16 protein-coding genes are annotated in these 15,989 nt (G+C 73.1%); 13 read left to right on the top strand and 3 right to left on the bottom strand.

The features are described from left to right. The first annotated feature begins 32 nt into the window (after nucleotides 1-32). Genes AOM09_RS09360 through AOM09_RS09335 form a run of 7 tightly spaced genes read left to right on the top strand, consistent with a single transcriptional unit; the run spans nucleotide 33 to nucleotide 4,437 of the window. Nucleotides 33-1,259 (top strand): TadA family conjugal transfer-associated ATPase, encoded by a 1,227-nt coding sequence (locus AOM09_RS09360; RefSeq protein ID WP_062387286.1) that lies wholly within the window; start codon nucleotides 33-35, stop codon nucleotides 1,257-1,259. 1 nt (nucleotide 1,260) lies between these two features. Next, nucleotides 1,261-2,121 (top strand): type II secretion system F family protein, encoded by an 861-nt coding sequence (locus tag AOM09_RS09355; RefSeq protein ID WP_062387282.1) that lies wholly within the window; start codon nucleotides 1,261-1,263, stop codon nucleotides 2,119-2,121. Continuing rightward, nucleotides 2,118-3,008, top strand: coding sequence for a type II secretion system F family protein (locus tag AOM09_RS09350; protein WP_062387278.1), 891 nt, complete (start codon nucleotides 2,118-2,120; stop codon nucleotides 3,006-3,008). The genes AOM09_RS09355 and AOM09_RS09350 overlap by 4 nt, the downstream gene beginning before the upstream one ends. Before the next feature lie 18 nt (nucleotides 3,009-3,026). Then, on the top strand, nucleotides 3,027-3,191 hold the full coding sequence (locus AOM09_RS15375) for a hypothetical protein (protein WP_169747639.1): 165 nt from the start codon (nucleotides 3,027-3,029) through the stop codon (nucleotides 3,189-3,191). Further along, on the top strand, nucleotides 3,169-3,555 hold the full coding sequence (locus AOM09_RS09345; protein WP_082098999.1) for a TadE/TadG family type IV pilus assembly protein: 387 nt from the start codon (nucleotides 3,169-3,171) through the stop codon (nucleotides 3,553-3,555). The genes AOM09_RS15375 and AOM09_RS09345 overlap by 23 nt, the downstream gene beginning before the upstream one ends. After that, nucleotides 3,545-4,015: a hypothetical protein gene (locus tag AOM09_RS15370; RefSeq protein WP_062387271.1), complete on the top strand. Its 471-nt coding sequence runs from the start codon at nucleotides 3,545-3,547 to the stop codon at nucleotides 4,013-4,015. Before AOM09_RS09345 ends, AOM09_RS15370 begins: the two co-directional genes overlap by 11 nt. After that, nucleotides 4,012-4,437 (top strand): pilus assembly protein TadG-related protein, encoded by a 426-nt coding sequence (locus tag AOM09_RS09335; protein ID WP_062387268.1) that lies wholly within the window; start codon nucleotides 4,012-4,014, stop codon nucleotides 4,435-4,437. The genes AOM09_RS15370 and AOM09_RS09335 overlap by 4 nt, the downstream gene beginning before the upstream one ends. 33 nt (nucleotides 4,438-4,470) lie before the next feature. Here the strand turns inward: AOM09_RS09335 and AOM09_RS09330 are convergent, their stop codons facing one another. Next, nucleotides 4,471-4,959 carry a hypothetical protein gene (locus AOM09_RS09330; protein ID WP_062387265.1) on the bottom strand — a complete coding sequence of 163 codons (489 nt, stop codon included), beginning with the start codon at nucleotides 4,957-4,959 and terminating at the stop codon, nucleotides 4,471-4,473. A gap of 268 nt (nucleotides 4,960-5,227) precedes the next feature. Between AOM09_RS09330 and pflB the strand changes: the two genes are divergently transcribed. Both pflB and pflA read left to right on the top strand, forming a co-directional pair. Next, entirely contained in the window at nucleotides 5,228-7,510 is a 2,283-nt protein-coding gene (pflB, locus tag AOM09_RS09325; RefSeq protein WP_062387263.1) for a formate C-acetyltransferase, read from the top strand. Nucleotides 7,511-7,605: 95 nt separating this feature from the next. Further along, on the top strand, nucleotides 7,606-8,427 hold the full coding sequence (gene pflA / locus AOM09_RS09320; protein ID WP_062387260.1) for a pyruvate formate-lyase-activating protein: 822 nt from the start codon (nucleotides 7,606-7,608) through the stop codon (nucleotides 8,425-8,427). A 311-nt stretch (nucleotides 8,428-8,738) separates the two neighbouring features. On the opposite strand, the gene AOM09_RS09315 is transcribed toward pflA, so the two are convergent. Next, entirely contained in the window at nucleotides 8,739-10,112 is a 1,374-nt protein-coding gene (locus AOM09_RS09315) for an aspartate aminotransferase family protein (RefSeq protein WP_062387257.1), read from the bottom strand. Between the two features lie 258 nt (nucleotides 10,113-10,370). Between AOM09_RS09315 and AOM09_RS09310 the strand changes: the two genes are divergently transcribed. The 3 genes from AOM09_RS09310 to AOM09_RS09300 are packed head-to-tail and all read left to right on the top strand — an operon-like array spanning nucleotide 10,371 to nucleotide 12,790. Then, on the top strand, nucleotides 10,371-11,759 hold the full coding sequence (locus tag AOM09_RS09310; protein ID WP_062387254.1) for an NAD(P)/FAD-dependent oxidoreductase: 1,389 nt from the start codon (nucleotides 10,371-10,373) through the stop codon (nucleotides 11,757-11,759). A 15-nt stretch (nucleotides 11,760-11,774) separates the two neighbouring features. Beyond that, nucleotides 11,775-12,446 carry a hypothetical protein gene (locus AOM09_RS09305; protein ID WP_062387251.1) on the top strand — a complete coding sequence of 224 codons (672 nt, stop codon included), beginning with the start codon at nucleotides 11,775-11,777 and terminating at the stop codon, nucleotides 12,444-12,446. Beyond that, nucleotides 12,443-12,790: a cupin domain-containing protein gene (locus tag AOM09_RS09300; protein WP_062387248.1), complete on the top strand. Its 348-nt coding sequence runs from the start codon at nucleotides 12,443-12,445 to the stop codon at nucleotides 12,788-12,790. The genes AOM09_RS09305 and AOM09_RS09300 overlap by 4 nt, the downstream gene beginning before the upstream one ends. A 24-nt stretch (nucleotides 12,791-12,814) precedes the next feature. On the opposite strand, the gene AOM09_RS09295 is transcribed toward AOM09_RS09300, so the two are convergent. Further along, a complete protein-coding gene (locus tag AOM09_RS09295) occupies nucleotides 12,815-14,410 on the bottom strand; it encodes a PucR family transcriptional regulator (RefSeq protein ID WP_062387246.1) in 1,596 nt (531 codons plus the stop codon). Between the two features lie 85 nt (nucleotides 14,411-14,495). On the opposite strand from AOM09_RS09295, the gene AOM09_RS09290 reads away from it, so the two are divergent. After that, nucleotides 14,496-15,983, top strand: a complete 1,488-nt coding sequence (locus AOM09_RS09290; protein ID WP_062387243.1) for a CoA-acylating methylmalonate-semialdehyde dehydrogenase — start codon at nucleotides 14,496-14,498, stop codon at nucleotides 15,981-15,983. Nucleotides 15,984-15,989 lie beyond the last annotated feature (6 nt).

The raw sequence follows: 15,989 nt of genomic DNA, 5'->3' as shown, positions 1-15,989 counted from the left end.
CCTTTTGTCCGGTTCGATGTAGCGTCGCCGCCATGGGGGGCGAGGCGCAGGCGCGGATCGAGGACGAGGTGCGCGCCCGGATCCGGGCGACGGGGGTGGACCCGGTGCGCGAGCCGCGCGCCGTCGAGGCGTTCGTCGCGCAGGCGATCGACGCGTGGGACGAGCGCGCGCTGCTGGGCGGCGCCCCGCCGGTGCCGGACCGCGCCGGGCTGGCGCGCACGGTCACGGATGCGGTCGCGGGGCTCGGCCCGCTCCAGCCCCTGCTCGACGATCCGACGGTGGAGGAGGTGTGGGTCAACTCGCCTCACGAGGTCTACGTCGCGCGCGGCGGGACCAGCGAGCTCACCAGCATCCTGCTGTCCGCGGAGGAGGTGCGCGCGCTGGTCGAACGGATGCTCGCGCTGGCGGGGCGACGGCTGGACCTCAGTTCGCCGTTCGTCGACGCCGCGCTGCCCGGCGGCGAGCGCCTCCACGTCGCGATCCCGGACGTGACGCGCCGGCACTGGGCCGTCAACATCAGGAAGTACATCGCGCGGGCCTCCGACGTGGAGGACCTGGTCGCGCTGCGCACCCTCACGCCCGCCGCCGCGCGATTCCTCGCCGCCGCCGTGCGCGCCGGGCTCACGGTGCTCGTGTCGGGAGGCACGCAGGCGGGGAAGACCACCACGCTCGGCGCGCTCGCAGGGGCGATCCCGCCGCGCGAGCGCGTGATCACGTGCGAGGAGGTGTTCGAGCTTGCCCTGCCGCTGCGCGACGTGGTCGCGCTGCAGTGCCGCCAGGCCTCCCTCGAGGGCACCGGTGAGATCTCGCTGCGTCGCCTGGTGAAGGAGGCGCTGCGCATGCGTCCCGACCGCATCGTGGTCGGCGAGGTGCGCGAGGCCGAGGCGCTCGATCTGCTGATCGCCCTCAACGCCGGTCTGCCGGGGCTGTCGACCGTCCACGCGAACTCGGCGCGCGACGCGCTCGCGAAGATGTGCACGCTGCCGCTGCTCGCGGGCGACAACGTCTCCGATCGCTTCGTGGTGCCCGCCGTGGCCTCCGCTATCGACCTGGTGGTCCACGTGGGCCTCGACGCGGACGGCACCCGCCGCGTGCGCGAGGTCCTCGGCGTCTCGGGACGCGTCGAGGCGGGGGTCATCGAAACCGCGGAGATCTTCGCGATGCGCGACGGCGCGCTGGTCCGCGGCGGGGGCTTCCCGCCCCATGCCGAGCGGTTCGCGGGCGTGGGCCTGCCGCTGCACGAGGTCCTGGCGGCCTGACGTGGACGCGCTGCTCGGACTCGTCGGCGGACTCGGGCTCCTGCTCGTCTGGCTCGCGTGCTGGGAGGTGCCCGCGCCGCAGCGGCGGCGACCGCGCGCGCGCCGCGAGGCGCTCGAGGACCGCCTCGTGCAGGCGGGCCTCGTCGGCGTGACGGCCGGCGCATTCGGCGCCGCCACGGCCGGGGTGGGCATCGCCGGCCTCGTCGTCGCGTGGTCGGCCACGGGCTCGGTCGCGGTCGCCGTCATCGTCGGGGCAGGCGGCGCCTACGCCCCGCACGCGGCCGTCGCGGCACGCGCACGGGCCCGACGCGCACGATTGCGCCGGGCGTGGCCCGAGGCGGTGGACACGCTCCTCTCCGGCATCCGCGCGGGCCTCGCGCTCCCCGAGGCCGTCGCCGCGCTCGGCGAGCGCGGCCCCGAGCCGTTGCGCCCCGCCTTCGCGGGCTTCGCGGAGGAGTACCGGGCCTCGGGCGCCTTCGGGCCGTCGCTCGACGCGCTCAAGGCGCAGCTCGCGGACCCCGTCGCCGACCGCATCGTCGAGGCGGTGCGCCTCGCCCGGGACGTCGGCGGCACGGAGGTCGGCGCGGTGCTGCGGTCCCTCGCGCAGTTCCTGCGGGACGATGCGCGCACGCGGGGCGAGCTCGAGGCGCGCCAGGGCTGGACGGTGAGCGCCGCGCGGCTCGCGGTCGCGGCGCCCTGGTTGCTGCTCGCGATGCTCGCGACGCGGCCCGGCGGGCTCGCGGCCTTCGACTCGCCCGCCGGGGTCGCGGTGCTGCTCGGGGGAGCGGCGGCGTGCGCCGGGGCGTACCGCCTCATGCGGGTGTTCGGGCGCTTGCCCGTCGAGGCGAGGGTGCTCCGATGACCGCCGCGATCGCTGTCGCGCTCGCCGTCGGGATGGCGCTGATCGGCTCCTGGACGGGGTCGCGCCGCTTCTCGCTCGAGCGCCGCATCGCGCCACGGCTCGCGGGCGGCCGTGCCCGTCCTCGGTCCGGCGCGGCGGTGGCGAGGTTCGCCGCACCGCTGTGGTCCGACGCGCTGCGCCTCGTCGAGCGCTGGGGCGCGCCGACCGCGGATCTCGAACGGCGCCTGGCCCGCGCCGGGTCGACGGTGACCCCGGCCGGGCATCGTGCGCGCGTCGCGGGCGGTGCCGCGGCGGGCCTCGCGGCCGGCGTGGGGCTCGGGCTCGCGCTCGCGGCCGCCCGCGCGGCGGGACCGGTGCCCGTTCTCGTGGTCGCGGCCTGCCTCGCTGTCGCCGGCGCGCTCGCGCCCGACATGCTGCTGGCCCGGCGCGGGCGATCCCGCGCGGCGCGCATCCGCGTCGAGCTGCCCGCCGCCGCGGAGATGCTCGCGCTCGCGGTCGTGGCGGGGGAGGCCGTGCCCTCGGCGCTGGCCCGCGTGGTCGCGATGTCCTCGGGGCCGCTCGCCGCGGAGCTGGAGGCCGCGCTCGCCGAGGTGCGCGCCGGGCGCACCGTCGCCCACGCGCTCGACGCCGTGGCATCGCGCGTCGGAGAGCCCGTCCTGGTCTCGTTCTGCGACGCGATCGTGACCGCGCTCGAACGCGGCACGCCGCTCGCGGAGGTGCTCCACGCGCAGGCCGCGGACGTGCGCGATCGCGAGCGCCAGGCGCTGCTGGCGGAGGGCGGCCGCCGCGAGATCGCCATGCTCGTCCCGGTGGTGCTGCTGATCCTGCCGGTGACCGTGGTGTTCGCGTTGTACCCGGGGCTCGTGGCGTTGCGGGTCGGGGGATAGACGGAGGAAGGGGGATCGATGAGGACGATCAAGGAGGCGCTGCGCGACGATCGCGGCGACGTGCCCGGCTGGGTGCTGGTGACGCTCATGACCGCAGGGCTGGTCGCCACGATCTGGGCGCTCGCGGGCCCGGCGCTGGGCGACCTGTTCACGTCGGCTCTTGAGTCCGTCACGAGCGGCTGACGCGGGCGGCGCCGTCGTCGAGTTCGTGCTCGTCGCGGCGCTGGTCGTGGCGGTCGCGCTCGCGGTCCTGCAGCTGGTGCTCGCCGCGCACGTCCGCAGCACGCTCGCGGCGTGCGCCGCGGAGGGCGCGCGCGTCGCGGCCGTCGTGCGGCAGGGGGACGATGCGGGGGGCGAGCGGGCGCTCGCATGCGCCTCGGCCTCGCTGGGCACCGAGGTCGCGGTCGCCGTCGCGCACGAGTCCGCGGGAGGCCGCGCGACCGTGCGCGTCACGCTCACGGGGCGCGCACCGGCGCTGTCGCTGTGGCGCGGCGGCGACGTCAGCGCGAGCGGTCGCGCGCTTCTGGAGGGCACCGATGCGGCGTGACGGAGGCGCGGGCGCCGACGCGGGATCCGCGACGGTCGAGTTCGTCGCGGTCACGCTGGTGCTGCTCGTGCCGCTGCTCGCGCTCGTGGTCGCCGTGACCCGGGTGCAGGCGGGGGCGTACGCCGCCGAGGCGGCGGCGACCGCGGCGGCACGCGCCGCCGTCGTGGCGGGACTCGCCGCGGTCGACGGGGGAACGGACGATGCCGCGGCGCTCGCCCGCGCGCAGCAGGACGGCTCGATCGCGGCCGCGCTGGTCGCCGAGGACTTCGGGCTCGCCGACCCTCCCACGGTGGAGCTGCGGTGCGACGGCGTGTGCCTCGCACCCGACACCGTGGTCACCGCGCGCGTCGCCGTGCGCGTCCCGCTGCCGGGCGTGCCCGCGTTCGTGCGGGCAGCGGTCCCGGCGCACGTCACCGTCGAGGCCCTCGCGTCGAGCCCCGTCGACGGGTACACACCGTGAGGCGCGACGACGAGGGCTCCGCGACCGTCCTCACGATCGGCCTGCTCGCGGTCCTGGTGGCCGCGCTGCTCACCGTCGCCGCGGTGACCCACCTCCAGCTCGAGCGCTCGCGGCTCGCGCATGCCGCCGACGAGGTCGCGCTCGCCGCCGCGGACGCGATCGACATGGACGGGTACTACCGCACCGGCGCGGTGCGCCTCTCCGGCTCGGAGCTCGAGGCCGCGGCACGGGACCAGCTCGCCGCCTCGGCCCGTCGCCAGGGCCTCGACGGCGCGGTGCTGGTCGCCGCATCGTCATCCGACGGCACCACCGCGGAGGTGACGCTCGCGATGCGGGCGCCGGTGCTGTTCGGCGCGGAGTGGCTGCCTGGGCGGGTGGATCTCTCCGCCTATGCCTCCGCGCGGGCGGTCGGCGAGCCATAGGCGAGGCGCCCGCGCGATGCTCGGCGGGCCGCGTCAGTCCTTGCCGAAGAGGTCCCAGAGAGCATCCGCGATCTTGTCGCTCAAGCCCGTCGCGTCGTCGACTATCGTGCCGACCGAGTAGCCGGCAGCGAACGCGAGGCCCGCCCATCCCGCGCCCGAGCCGGGCGGGAGCGGACCCCAGAACGACGGAACGTTGTAGACGACCGCGTCGGCGACCGGCACCGTCCTGGTCGACTCGACCACCACCTGGGCCGACCTGTCGACCTTGAGGTCGACGATCTCGTCACCCGAGGTCGGGGACCTCCGCCCGCTCCGGTCACGAGAGATCACGGCGTCCTCGCGGATCCAGATGGTCGTGCCCCAGTTGCAGGGGCATGGGTTCTCCGGCGTGTCCTGCACGCACACGCATGGCGCGATGATGATCCAGCCGCTGCTTCCTGGCCGTCCGTCGATCAGCACCCCGGACACCGTCGTCGTGGTCGCGGCGATCATCCTGCGCTCCGTGAGCTCCTTGGCGTCCATGCGTGTGATCCCCCTCGTCGGCATCGTGCGTTCCCGTTCTCGTCTCGAGGCTCGCGCAGCTCGGTCGATGGCCGGTCGACGCGCGGTCGACGGCGCCTCGTCGCAGTTCCGGCCGTGTTCCTTGCACGTCAGGCACTTGGTCCCATGCAGGGGTGACTCGAGAGGCATACCGTGAAACACATGGTCCGCAGGCCGCCGGGAGACGGCAGCGGAGCCCATCCACAGGCCCCACAAGGGCGTTCACCTCAGGGAGAGGGAGTACCCCGCCATGACCACTGAAGCCGTCAACAACGACACGATCCAGGACGACGCGGGCGACCCCCGCGCCCACGCGTGGCGTGGCTTCACCTCCGGCGCCTGGTGCGATGGCATCGACGTCCGCGACTTCATCCAGCTGAACTACACCCCCTACGACGGTGACGACTCATTCCTCGCCGGCCCGACCGAGCGCACCACCGGTGTGTGGGACAAGCTCTCGGCGATGTTCCCCGAGGAGCGCGAGAAGGGCGTCTACGACGTCGACTGGGAGACCCCGGCCTCGATCACCGCGCACGACGCGGGCTACATCGACCAGGACAACGAGATCATCGTGGGCCTGCAGACCGATGCGCCGCTCAAGCGCGCGATCATGCCGTTCGGCGGCTGGCGCATGGTGGTCAAGGAGCTCGAGACCTACGGCTACCCGGTGAAGCCGGAGCTCGAGGAGATCTTCTCCAAGTACCGCAAGACCCACAACGACGGCGTCTTCGACGCGTACCCCCCGAACGTCCGCGCGGCCCGTTCCTCGCACATCGTCACCGGCCTGCCGGACGCGTACGGCCGCGGCCGCATCATCGGCGACTACCGCCGCGTCGCCCTCTACGGCGTCGACGCGCTGATCCAGGGCAAGAAGCTCGAGCGCATCGAGCTCGACATGGAGCGCTCGACCGAGGACATCATCCGCGACCGCGAGGAGAACTCCGAGCAGATCAAGGCGCTCAAGGAGCTCAAGGAGATGGCCGCCAAGTACGGCTTCGACATCTCGGGCCCCGCCCAGAACGCCCGCGAGGCCGTCCAGTGGCTGTACTTCGCGTACCTCGCCGCGGTGAAGGAGCAGAACGGCGCCGCGATGTCGCTCGGCCGCACCTCGACCTTCATCGACGTGTTCGTCCAGCGCGACCTCGAGGCCGGCGTCCTCACCGAGAGCCAGGCCCAGGAGATCATCGACGACTTCGTCATCAAGCTGCGCATCGTGCGCTTCCTCCGCACCCCGGAGTACGACGCCCTGTTCTCGGGCGACCCGACCTGGGTCACCGAGACCATCGGCGGCATGGGTGAGGACGGGCGCCCGCTCGTGACCCGCACGTCGTTCCGCTACCTGCAGACGCTCTACAACCTCGGCCCGGCGCCCGAGCCGAACCTCACCGTGTTCTGGTCGGACCGCCTCCCGCAGGGCTTCAAGGACTTCTGCGCGAAGGTCTCGATCGACACCTCGGCCATCCAGTACGAGTCGGACGAGCTCATCCGCCCCTGCTACGGCGACGACACCGCGATCGCGTGCTGCGTGTCCGCGATGGCCGTCGGCAAGCAGATGCAGTTCTTCGGTGCGCGCGTGAACCTCGCCAAGTCGCTGCTGTACGCGATCAACGGCGGCCGCGACGAGATCTCGGGCAAGCAGGTCGCGCCCGTCTCGGCCCCGCTGCTGGACGAGGTCCTCGACTTCGACCAGGTGATGGAGGCCTACGACAAGCTCCTCGACTGGCTCGCCGAGACCTACGTGGACGCGCTCAACTGCATCCACTACATGCACGACAAGTACGCGTACGAGCGCATCGAGATGGCGCTGCACGACCGTACGATCCTGCGCACCATGGCGTGCGGCATCGCCGGGCTCTCGGTCGCGACCGACTCGCTCGCCGCGATCAAGTACGGCAAGGTCCGTCCCGTCCGTGACGAGTCCGGCCTCGCGGTCGACTACGAGGTCGAGGGCGAGTACCCGACCTACGGCAACGACGACGACCGCGCCGACGACATCGCGGTGGACCTGGTGGGCCGCTTCATGGAGAAGATCCGCCAGCAGCCGACGTACCGCAACTCGCAGCACACGCAGTCGGTCCTCACCATCACGTCGAACGTGGTCTACGGCAAGCACACGGGCAACACCCCGGACGGCCGCCGCACGGGTGAGCCCTTCGCCCCGGGCGCGAACCCGATGAACGGCCGCGACGTGCACGGCGTGATGGCCTCGGCCCTCTCCGTCGCCAAGCTGCCCTACGCCGACGCGCAGGACGGCATCTCGCTGACCACGTCCATCGTCCCCTCGGGGCTGGGCCGCACCCGCGACGACCAGGTGAAGAACCTGGTGGGCATCCTCGACGCGTACAACGTGTCGCAGGGCTTCCACGTCAACGTCAACGTGCTCAACCGTGAGGTCCTCGAGGACGCCATGGAGCACCCCGAGAACTACCCGCAGCTCACCATCCGGGTCTCCGGCTACGCGGTGAACTTCGTCCGTCTGACCCGCGAGCAGCAGCTCGACGTGCTCTCCCGCACGTTCCACGCCGGGCTGTAGGCTCCGCCTCTCCACAGACTGGACACCCGCGGCGCCCCGCTCACCGCACCGAGCGGGACGCCGCGGCCCTATCGTCGCTTCAGGAGGTCCCCGCCATGCCTGACAACACCATCCCCGTCCCTCTGCTCGCCTCGCCTCCGATGGAGGTCGCGGACGAGGAGATGGCCGCCGCCGAGCGGATCGTCGATCACACCACCGGCTCGGTCCACTCGTGGGACTTGGTCACCGGCGCCGACGGCCCCGGCACCCGTATGGCGCTGTTCATGGCCGGCTGTGGCATGCGCTGCCAGTTCTGCCAGAACCCCGACACGTGGCGCATGCGCGACGGCAAGCGCCACACGGTCGACGAGGTGATGCAGAAGGTCGAGCGCTACGAGAAGGTGCTCAAGGTCTCGGGCGGAGGCATCACCGTCTCCGGCGGCGAGCCGCTGCTCCAGGCGAAGTTCGTCATGGAGGTCTTCCGGCGGTGCCAGGAGATGGGCATCCACACCGCGCTCGACACCGCGGGCCTGCTGGGCGCCCGCCTCTCCGACGCGGACCTGCAGGCCATCGACCTCGTCCTCCTCGACATCAAGTCCGGCCTCGCCGAGACGTACACGCGCGTCACGGGCCGCCCGCTGCAGCCGACGCTCGACTTCGCGCGCCGCCTGTCCGACCAGGGCCGGACCATGTGGATCCGCTTCGTGCTGGTGCCGGGGCTCACCGACGCGGTCGAGAACGTCGACGCCGTCGCGGACTTCGTCGCGACCCTCGACGGGGTGGCGCGGGTCGAGGTGCTCCCGTTCCACCAGCTGGGCCGCGACAAGTGGGCCGCGACGGGGGAGCCGTACCTGCTCGAGGACACCCCGACGCCTACGCCGGAGCTGCTCGAGCGCGTGCGCGGCCAGTTCGCGGCGCGCGGCATCACCGTGATGTGACCGGGGTGGGAGCCTGACCCATCACGCGTGCGTGTCGCCTCTTCCCCGTCAACCTGGGTGGCGTGTGTCGATTCAGGTGCGCACGCGGAGCGAATCTGGGCGAATCGTGTCGCTCGGCCGGTCCATGGTGGGTGGGGTGCTGCATCACCGTCGAAGCCGTGGCTGCTGACACGATCCGACCAGATTGACCTGTTCCGGAACGCGGGATCGACACGTGTCCGCCAGGTTCCCCATCCGACGCGGGGCCGCGTGGCCGACGCGGGCACGCAGAAGGCCGGAACCCCGCAGGGCCCCGGCCTCCCCGACAGCGGTTACGCGGTGAGCGCCGCCGCGAGCGCGTCGAACGCCGCGACGTAGGCGTCCACCGACGCGTCCGAGTGGACCACCGAGAGCGTCCACTCCTCCTCGCGGCCCGGCGTCATGAAGATGCCGTGGTTCATGTTCCACAGCCATGCGAGGTCGCACAGCTCGGCGTCCTGGGCGTTCTTGAAGCCCTCGTAGTCGGTGATCTTCTCGGTCGAGAACGTCACGCAGCCCTTCGAGCCGATGCCCACCGCGTAGCCGGGGAGGTCGTACTTCTCGATGACCCCCTGGCAGCCGGCGACGATGCGGTCGTTGAGCTCGGCCAGACGCTCGTACGCGGCCGGCGTGAGGACCTCGAGCAGCGACGCCTTCGCGGCGGCCATCGACAGCGGGTTCCCGTTGTACGTGCCCACCTGGTAGACCTTGCCGCTCTCGACCACCGACATGACCTCCTCGGAGCCGCCGATCGCGCCCGAGGGCAGGCCGCCGCCGAGCACCTTGGCGAGCGTCACCAGGTCCGGCGTGACGCCGAACTTCTCGGTCGCGCCGCCCGGGGCGATCGCGAGGCCCGTCTTGACCTCGTCGAAGATGAGCACGATGCCGTGCTTGGACGTGATCTCGCGGACGGCCTCGAGGTAGCCCGGCTCGGGCAGCACCACGCCGAGGTTCATCATGGCGGCCTCCATGATCACGCACGCGGGGAGGCGGCCCTCGGCGGCGAGGCGCTCGATGCGGCGCTCCATGGCGCCCGCGTCGTTGAAGGGCACCGCGACGGTCATGTCGACGGTCGCCTGCGGGATGCCGGCGCCGTACGCGAGCGACGCGTAGTCCTCGCGGTCGCCGATCTTCGCGTACTCCACGCCGATCGACACCATGACCGTGTCGTGGTGGCCGTGGTACGAGCCGAAGATCTTCATGACGGTGTCGCGGCCCGTGTAGGCGCGCGCGATGCGGATCGCGTCCATGGTCGACTCGGAGCCCGAGTTGGTGAAGCGCCACTTCGGCAGGCCCCAGCGACGCGCGAGCTCGTCCGCGACGTCGATGACGTCCTCGGTCGCGGCGGCGAAGTGCGTGCCCAGCGGGTAGCGCTTGGCGAGCGCCTCGCCGATCGCGGGGTGCGCGTGACCCTGGACCATCGAGCCGAAGCCGTTGTGGAAGTCGTAGTACTCGTTGCCGTCGACGTCGGTGATGCGGTCGCCCGCACCGGACTCGATGTAGATGGGCCACGGGTCGCGGCCCTGGTAGCTGGATGCGACGCCGCCGGAGAGGTGCTCCGACGCGTGGGCGTACATCGCCTTGGACTTGGTGGTGCTCGCGTTCAGCAGCGCGGTCTGCTCCTCGATGAGCTGCGCGATACGGGCGCGGTCGAGCGTGACAGGCATGACTCCTCCACCCGACCGGCCTGGCGACGGGCATCTTCATGAGGTGAGGTTCGCGACCGCCCGCCGGCCTGGCGCTGGGGTCGCACACCCGGGGAGTGCATCTCCGACGGTAGCCCATGCGATGTTTCCGGTCCATGACGCCGGACGATGCGTCGCCCGCCCGGGCGCCGCCCGCCGCCGTGTCCGAAGCGGCTTGCGCGCCGCGTCCCGCGTGCGGTTCGATGCGGCACAAGCCCTTCCCAGTCAGGAGTGATACCCGTGGCCACCACGGTCTTCGAGCGCCAGCCGGCTGCCGCATCGTCCATCGCCACCATGCTCGAGGGCTCGCGCCTCGACCCCTTCTGGACGGACGATGCGCCCGGGCCCGCGCGCCCCGCGCTCGCGGGCAGCCACCGTGCCGACCTCGTCGTCGTGGGCGGCGGCTACAGCGGGCTGTGGACCGCGATCCTGGCGAAGGAGCGCGACCCCGGGCGAAGCGTGATGGTGCTCGAGGGGCGACGCGTGGGCTGGGCGGCGTCGGGACGCAACGGCGGCTTCTGCGAGGCGAGCCTCACGCACGGTCGCGAGAACGGCGAGGCGCGGTGGCCCGACGAGGTCGACGAGCTCGACCGGCTCGGGATGCAGAACCTCGACGAGATCCAGGACACGGTGGCCCGCTACGGCATGGACGTCGATTGGCAGCGCACCGGCGCGCTCGCGGTCGCGATCGAGCCGCACCAGCTCGCGTGGCTCGAGGGCGACGGCGTCCTCGACGCGGAGGCGACGCGCGCGCTCGTGAACTCGCCGACCTACCTGGGCGGGCAGCTCAGCCCCGACGACACCGCGATGGTCCACCCCGGCAAGCTCGCGCGCGAGCTGGCGCGCGTCGCCGAGGAGCTGGGGGTGGAGATCGTCGAGCAGTCCCCGGTGGTGGCGCTCGAGGACGGACCGGTGGTCCGGACGCGCGACGGCGTGGTCCGTGCGGGCAAGGTCGCGCTCGCGACCAACGTGTTCCCGTCGCTGCTGAGGCGCAACCGGCTCATGACCGTGCCGGTCTACGACTACGCGCTCATGACCGAGCCGCTGCCCGCGGACCGGCTGGCCGAGATCGGCTGGGAGGGCCGCCAGGGCGTCGCGGACATGGCCAACCAGTTCCACTACTACCGGCTCACCGCGGACGACCGCCTGCTGTTCGGCGGCTACGACGCGATCTATCACGCGGGCGGCCGCGTGCGTGCCCGCTACCAGGACCGCCCCGCGTCCTACGAGAGGCTCGCGAGCCACCTGCTCACCACCTTCCCGCAGCTCGACGGGATCCGTGCGACCCATCGCTGGGCCGGCGCGATCGACACGAGCACGCGCTTCTGCGCGTTCTGGGGCACGGCCCGCGGCGGCGACGTCGCCTACTCGCTGGGCTTCACGGGCCTGGGTGTCGGGGCCACGCGCTTCGGGGCGAACGTCATGCTCGACCTGCTCGCGGGCGAGGAGACGGAGCGGACGCGTCTCGCGATGGTGCGCGAACGGCCCCTGCCGTTCCCGCCCGAGCCAGTCGCGAGCCTCGGCATCAACGCGACCCGCTGGAGCCTGGACCGCGCCGACCATCGCGAGGGGCGGCGGAACCTGCTGCTGCGGGGCCTCGACGCGCTGGGCCTAGGCTTCGACTCGTGAACCCGCCGTCCGCCCGTGCCCGCCGCTGACCTCGGCTGGGCCGTCGCGTCGGGCGCGGTCCTGGTCGCCGTCGAGCTCGCACGCTCCGTCCCGGCATGGCTGCGGGTCCGCGGCTCGCGCAGCGTCGCGGGTCTCTCGGCCGTCTCGCTCGGCGTGCTGCTCGGCTCGATCCCCGCATGGTTCGCGGTGGCGCTCCTCGCCCAGGCGTGGGGCGTGATGGTCGCGACCGCCGTGTGGGCCTTCTTCCACGCGCGGTTGTGCGCCGAGGCGGCGCGCCTCGCGCCCGCGTTCCGCGCGACGATGCTCCGCGCCGCGGGGGGCACGGTCGCGGGCCTCGCGCTCATCGGGATCGTGGGCGAGGCGGCGGGCGCGCTGCGTCTCGCGGTCGGCATGTCGCTCGTGGCGGTCACGGCCGCGTACTCGCTCCCGGCGCTGTGGTCCGGCATGCGGGCCGTCGACGTCGCCGGCATCTCCGTCGCGGCGACCGCGGTGAGCGCGCTCGAGGGGGTCATCTACGTCGTGGTGGGCCTCGGCTGGACCGGCACCGTGGTGGTGCCCAGCTATCTCGCCTTCGGTGCCCTCGCGATCGCCTCGAACGCGCCGCGATGCTGGCGCGCGGTGGCGCACCGCCGGCGCGCGCCGCGCGGGCGGGAGGCCGACCTGCTCGGGCTAGGGTTCGACGCATGACCCTCGAACCCGGCGTCCCCGTCGACCTGCGCACCCTGGCCATCGAGACCGAGCCCGTCGAGGCTCATGCCGTCGAGTCGGGCGCGCCCGTCGCCGGCGCGGCCGCCCTCGCCGAGATCGGCGAGATCGAGGTCGGGGTGTGGGAGATGACGCCGGGCGTCGCGACCGACACCGAGGCCGACGAGGTGTTCGTGGTGCTCGCAGGTCGCGCGACCATCGAGTACCTCGACCCGGCGCTGCCGCCGGCCGAGATCGGCCCCGGCTCGATGGTGTGGCTCACGGCGGGCATGCGCACCCGGTGGACGGTCACGGAGACGTTGCGCAAGGTCTACGTCGCGGGCTGAGCCCGGCGACGCCCGGCCTGCGCCTCAGGCGTGCCGCGACAGCAGCGCGATGTGCAGCGCGGTCTGCGTCTCGCCGTCCTCGAGGTCGACGTCGAGCAGCGTCGAGATGAGCTCGAGGCGCTGGTAGAAGACCGACCGCGAGAGGTGCGCCGCCCGCGCCGCCGCGGTCCGGTTGCCCGGGTGGGCGAGCGCGGCGCGCAGCACCCGCTGGAGGTCGCCCGCCGTGCGCTGATCGTGCTCGACGATCGGCGCGAGCATCCTCTCGCCATGGTCCAGCAGCCGGTGATCGTCGCGCAGGCTGCTGAGCAGGCGTGACAGCGGGCGGCGCTCGACCCACAGCACCTCGCCGGCCGCGGGCTCGCGCACGTTGTCGAGCGACTCGTGCAGCGACAGCGTCGCGGCGTCCACGTCGGCCGCCTCGCGTCCCACCGTGATGCCGATGCGCGCGCCGTCGCGCAGGGTGCGCTGCAGCGAGGCTACCGCCGCATCGTCGAGCGGACGATGCGCGGGTCGCGACAGCAGCACGACGGTCACCGCCGCCCCGCCCCGCGCGGGGACCGGGAGCGCGCGTGCCCGCGCGCCGGCGCCGAGCGCCCACGACTCGATCTCCGCGGCGGTGGGATCGCCGCCGCGCAGCGCGAGGCCGTAGAGCAGGCGATCGACCACGGGGACGCCGGCGGCCTCGAGCCGCGCGGCCATGGCCTCGGGGGTCGCGAACCGGCCCGCGAGCAGGGGGTCGAGCACGTGGCGGCGCGCCAGCGTCGCCCACTCGTCGCGTCCGCCGTCGGCGAGCCTCCCGAGCGCGAGCGCGACCGCGCCCTGAAGCAGCACGTTCCGCCGTCCCGCGGCATGGTCGGGCCCCGGAAGCGCGACCAGGAAGCCCCAGCGCTTGCCTCGCGCGTCGACCGGCACCACGAGCCAGCCGCCGCCGTCGCGGTGCGCCGCGCGCGAGCGCCGCTCCCAGTCGCCCAGCACGGCGGCCTCGGCGCCGACGGGGACCTCGGCGATGAGCGCCTCGTGCGCGAGGCTCTCGAGCACCACCGGGGCGCCGAGCGCGCGTGCGAGCTCCCGCACCACGTGATCGGCGGGTGCGCCGCGCAGCGCGAGCGAGGTGAACACCTCGCGGACCTCGTCTCGCGCCCGCAGCGCCGACATCTGGCCCGCGATGATGCGGCTGTGCCCCGCCTCGGTGAGGGTCACGAACCTCACCTCGCGGTGGAGGATCACGAGCGCGAGCCCGTGCTGGCGCGCGGCCTCGACCACGGCCGCCGGCGGCGTCGTGTACCGCGTGCCCAGCTCGAGGACCAGGGCGGACACGCCAGCCTCGGCGAGGCTCGCGACCAGCTCGGTCAGCCCTGCATCGTCATCGGGCCACGCCGTGCCCATCGACAGCAGCAGCTCGCGCCCCTCGAGCATGCGCGCGATGTCGGCGCGCTCCGACGTGTGGATCCATCGCACGGGCGCGTCGAGCAGCGCGCCCCCGACCAGCACCTCGGGCCTGCCCGCGCGGAACGCGGGGTCCTCGAGGAGCTCGGTGACGGAGGGCAGCGCGGCGAGCGCCGCCCGCCCCGGACGATGTGTAGGGGACCCGGACAATTCGCGACGGTCGGAGACGTCCATCGGCCCATCGTATGTGTGAATCTAGCCACCTAGCGCACATCGGCGCGCCCGGCAGAGTGTCCGGCGCGCATGCGAAGGGAGAGCTGTGAGCCTGATCCGTCATCACATCGCGGGAGCCGAGGCGGGAGCCGGGGAGCGCACGGGGGACGTGTGGAACCCCGCGACGGGCGAGGTGGTCGCCCAGGTCGCCTTCGCGACCTTCGCCGAGGTTGAGGACGCGATCGCCGCGGCGAAGGCTGCCCTCCCCGCGTGGCGCGCGAGCGGCCTCATCAAGCGGGCCGACGTGTTCTTCCGCCTGCGCCACCTGCTCATCGAGCGCCAGGACGAGCTCGCGGCGATCATCACGCGCGAGCACGGCAAGGTGCTCGCCGACGCCAAGGGCGAGATCAGCCGTGGCATCGAGAACGTCGAGTTCGCGGCCGGTCTGGTCCACCACCTCAAGGGCGAGCACTCGCAGCAGGTCGCGCGTGGCGTCGACGTCCACTCGGTCAAGCAGCCCGTGGGCGTGGTCGCCGCGATCACCCCGTTCAACTTCCCCGTGATGGTGCCCTTGTGGATGGCGGCCTCGGCGATCGCGTGCGGCAACACCGTCGTGCTCAAGCCGAGCGAGAAGGACCCCTCGGCGTCGATCTTCCTCGCGCGCCTGTTCGAGGAGGCGGGCCTGCCCGCGGGCGTCCTCAACGTGGTCCACGGCGACAAGGTCGCCGTCGACACGCTGCTCGACTCGCCCGAGGTCAAGGCCGTGAGCTTCGTCGGATCGACCCCGGTGGCCCGCGCGATCTACGAGCGCGGCACGGCGCAGGGCAAGCGCGTGCAGGCGCTCGGCGGCGCGAAGAACCACATGATCGTCATGCCGGACGCGGACCTCGACGCGGCGGCGGACGCCGCGGTCTCCGCGGCGTACGGCTCGGCCGGCGAGCGCTGCATGGCGATCTCGGTCCTGGTCCCCGTGGGCGAGGAGACGGCCGATGCGCTGGTTGCGAAGGTGGCCGAGCGTATGGCGGGCCTCACCATCGGCGACGGCACCGACCCCGCCTCGGAGATGGGTCCGCTCATCACGCGCGAGCACCGCGACCGCGTCGCCTCGTACGTGACCGGCGCCGCGGCCGAGGGTGCGACCGTCGTGGTCGACGGCACCGCGCAGGAGTTCGAGGGCGACGGGTTCTTCGTCGGCACGTCGCTCGTGGACCACGTCAAGCCCGGCATGAAGGTCTACGACGACGAGATCTTCGGCCCCGTGCTCGCGGTGACCCGCGCATCGTCCTACGACGAGGCCGTGGCGCTGGTCAACGCGAACTCCTTCGCGAACGGCACCGCGATCTTCACGCGCGACGGCGGCACCGCCCGCTCGTTCGAGGTCGACATCGAGGTGGGCATGGTGGGCGTCAACGTGCCGCTGCCGGTGCCGATCGGCGCGTACTCGTTCGGCGGCTGGAAGCAGTCGCTGTTCGGCGACTCGCACATCTACGGGCCCGAGTCCGTCCACTTCTACACGCGCTCCAAGGTGGTCACCACGCGCTGGCCCGAGCCCAGCGAGTCGCAGATCGACCTCGGATTCCCGTCCAACCACTGAGGGGGA

This window comes from Demequina iriomotensis, from assembly GCF_000971395.1.
In the GTDB taxonomy this organism is placed as follows: Bacteria; Actinomycetota; Actinomycetes; order Actinomycetales; family Demequinaceae; genus Demequina; species Demequina iriomotensis.
This window is presented reverse-complemented; position numbering and strand designations above follow the sequence as displayed.

Bases quoted from the DNA above. Each gene is read 5' to 3' on its own strand.
- AOM09_RS09315 (WP_062387257.1), bottom strand. From the start codon at position 10,112: ATGCCTGTCACGCTCGACCGCGCCCGTATCGCGCAGCTCATCGAGGAG.
- AOM09_RS09295 (WP_062387246.1), bottom strand. From the start codon at position 14,410: ATGGACGTCTCCGACCGTCGCGAATTGTCCGGGTCCCCTACACATCGT.
- AOM09_RS09330 (WP_062387265.1), bottom strand. From the start codon at position 4,959: ATGGACGCCAAGGAGCTCACGGAGCGCAGGATGATCGCCGCGACCACG.
- AOM09_RS09360 (WP_062387286.1), top strand. From the start codon at position 33: ATGGGGGGCGAGGCGCAGGCGCGGATCGAGGACGAGGTGCGCGCCCGG.
- AOM09_RS15375 (WP_169747639.1), top strand. From the start codon at position 3,027: ATGAGGACGATCAAGGAGGCGCTGCGCGACGATCGCGGCGACGTGCCC.
- AOM09_RS09350 (WP_062387278.1), top strand. From the start codon at position 2,118: ATGACCGCCGCGATCGCTGTCGCGCTCGCCGTCGGGATGGCGCTGATC.
- pflA (WP_062387260.1), top strand. From the start codon at position 7,606: ATGCCTGACAACACCATCCCCGTCCCTCTGCTCGCCTCGCCTCCGATG.
- pflB (WP_062387263.1), top strand. From the start codon at position 5,228: ATGACCACTGAAGCCGTCAACAACGACACGATCCAGGACGACGCGGGC.
- AOM09_RS15370 (WP_062387271.1), top strand. From the start codon at position 3,545: ATGCGGCGTGACGGAGGCGCGGGCGCCGACGCGGGATCCGCGACGGTC.
- AOM09_RS09300 (WP_062387248.1), top strand. From the start codon at position 12,443: ATGACCCTCGAACCCGGCGTCCCCGTCGACCTGCGCACCCTGGCCATC.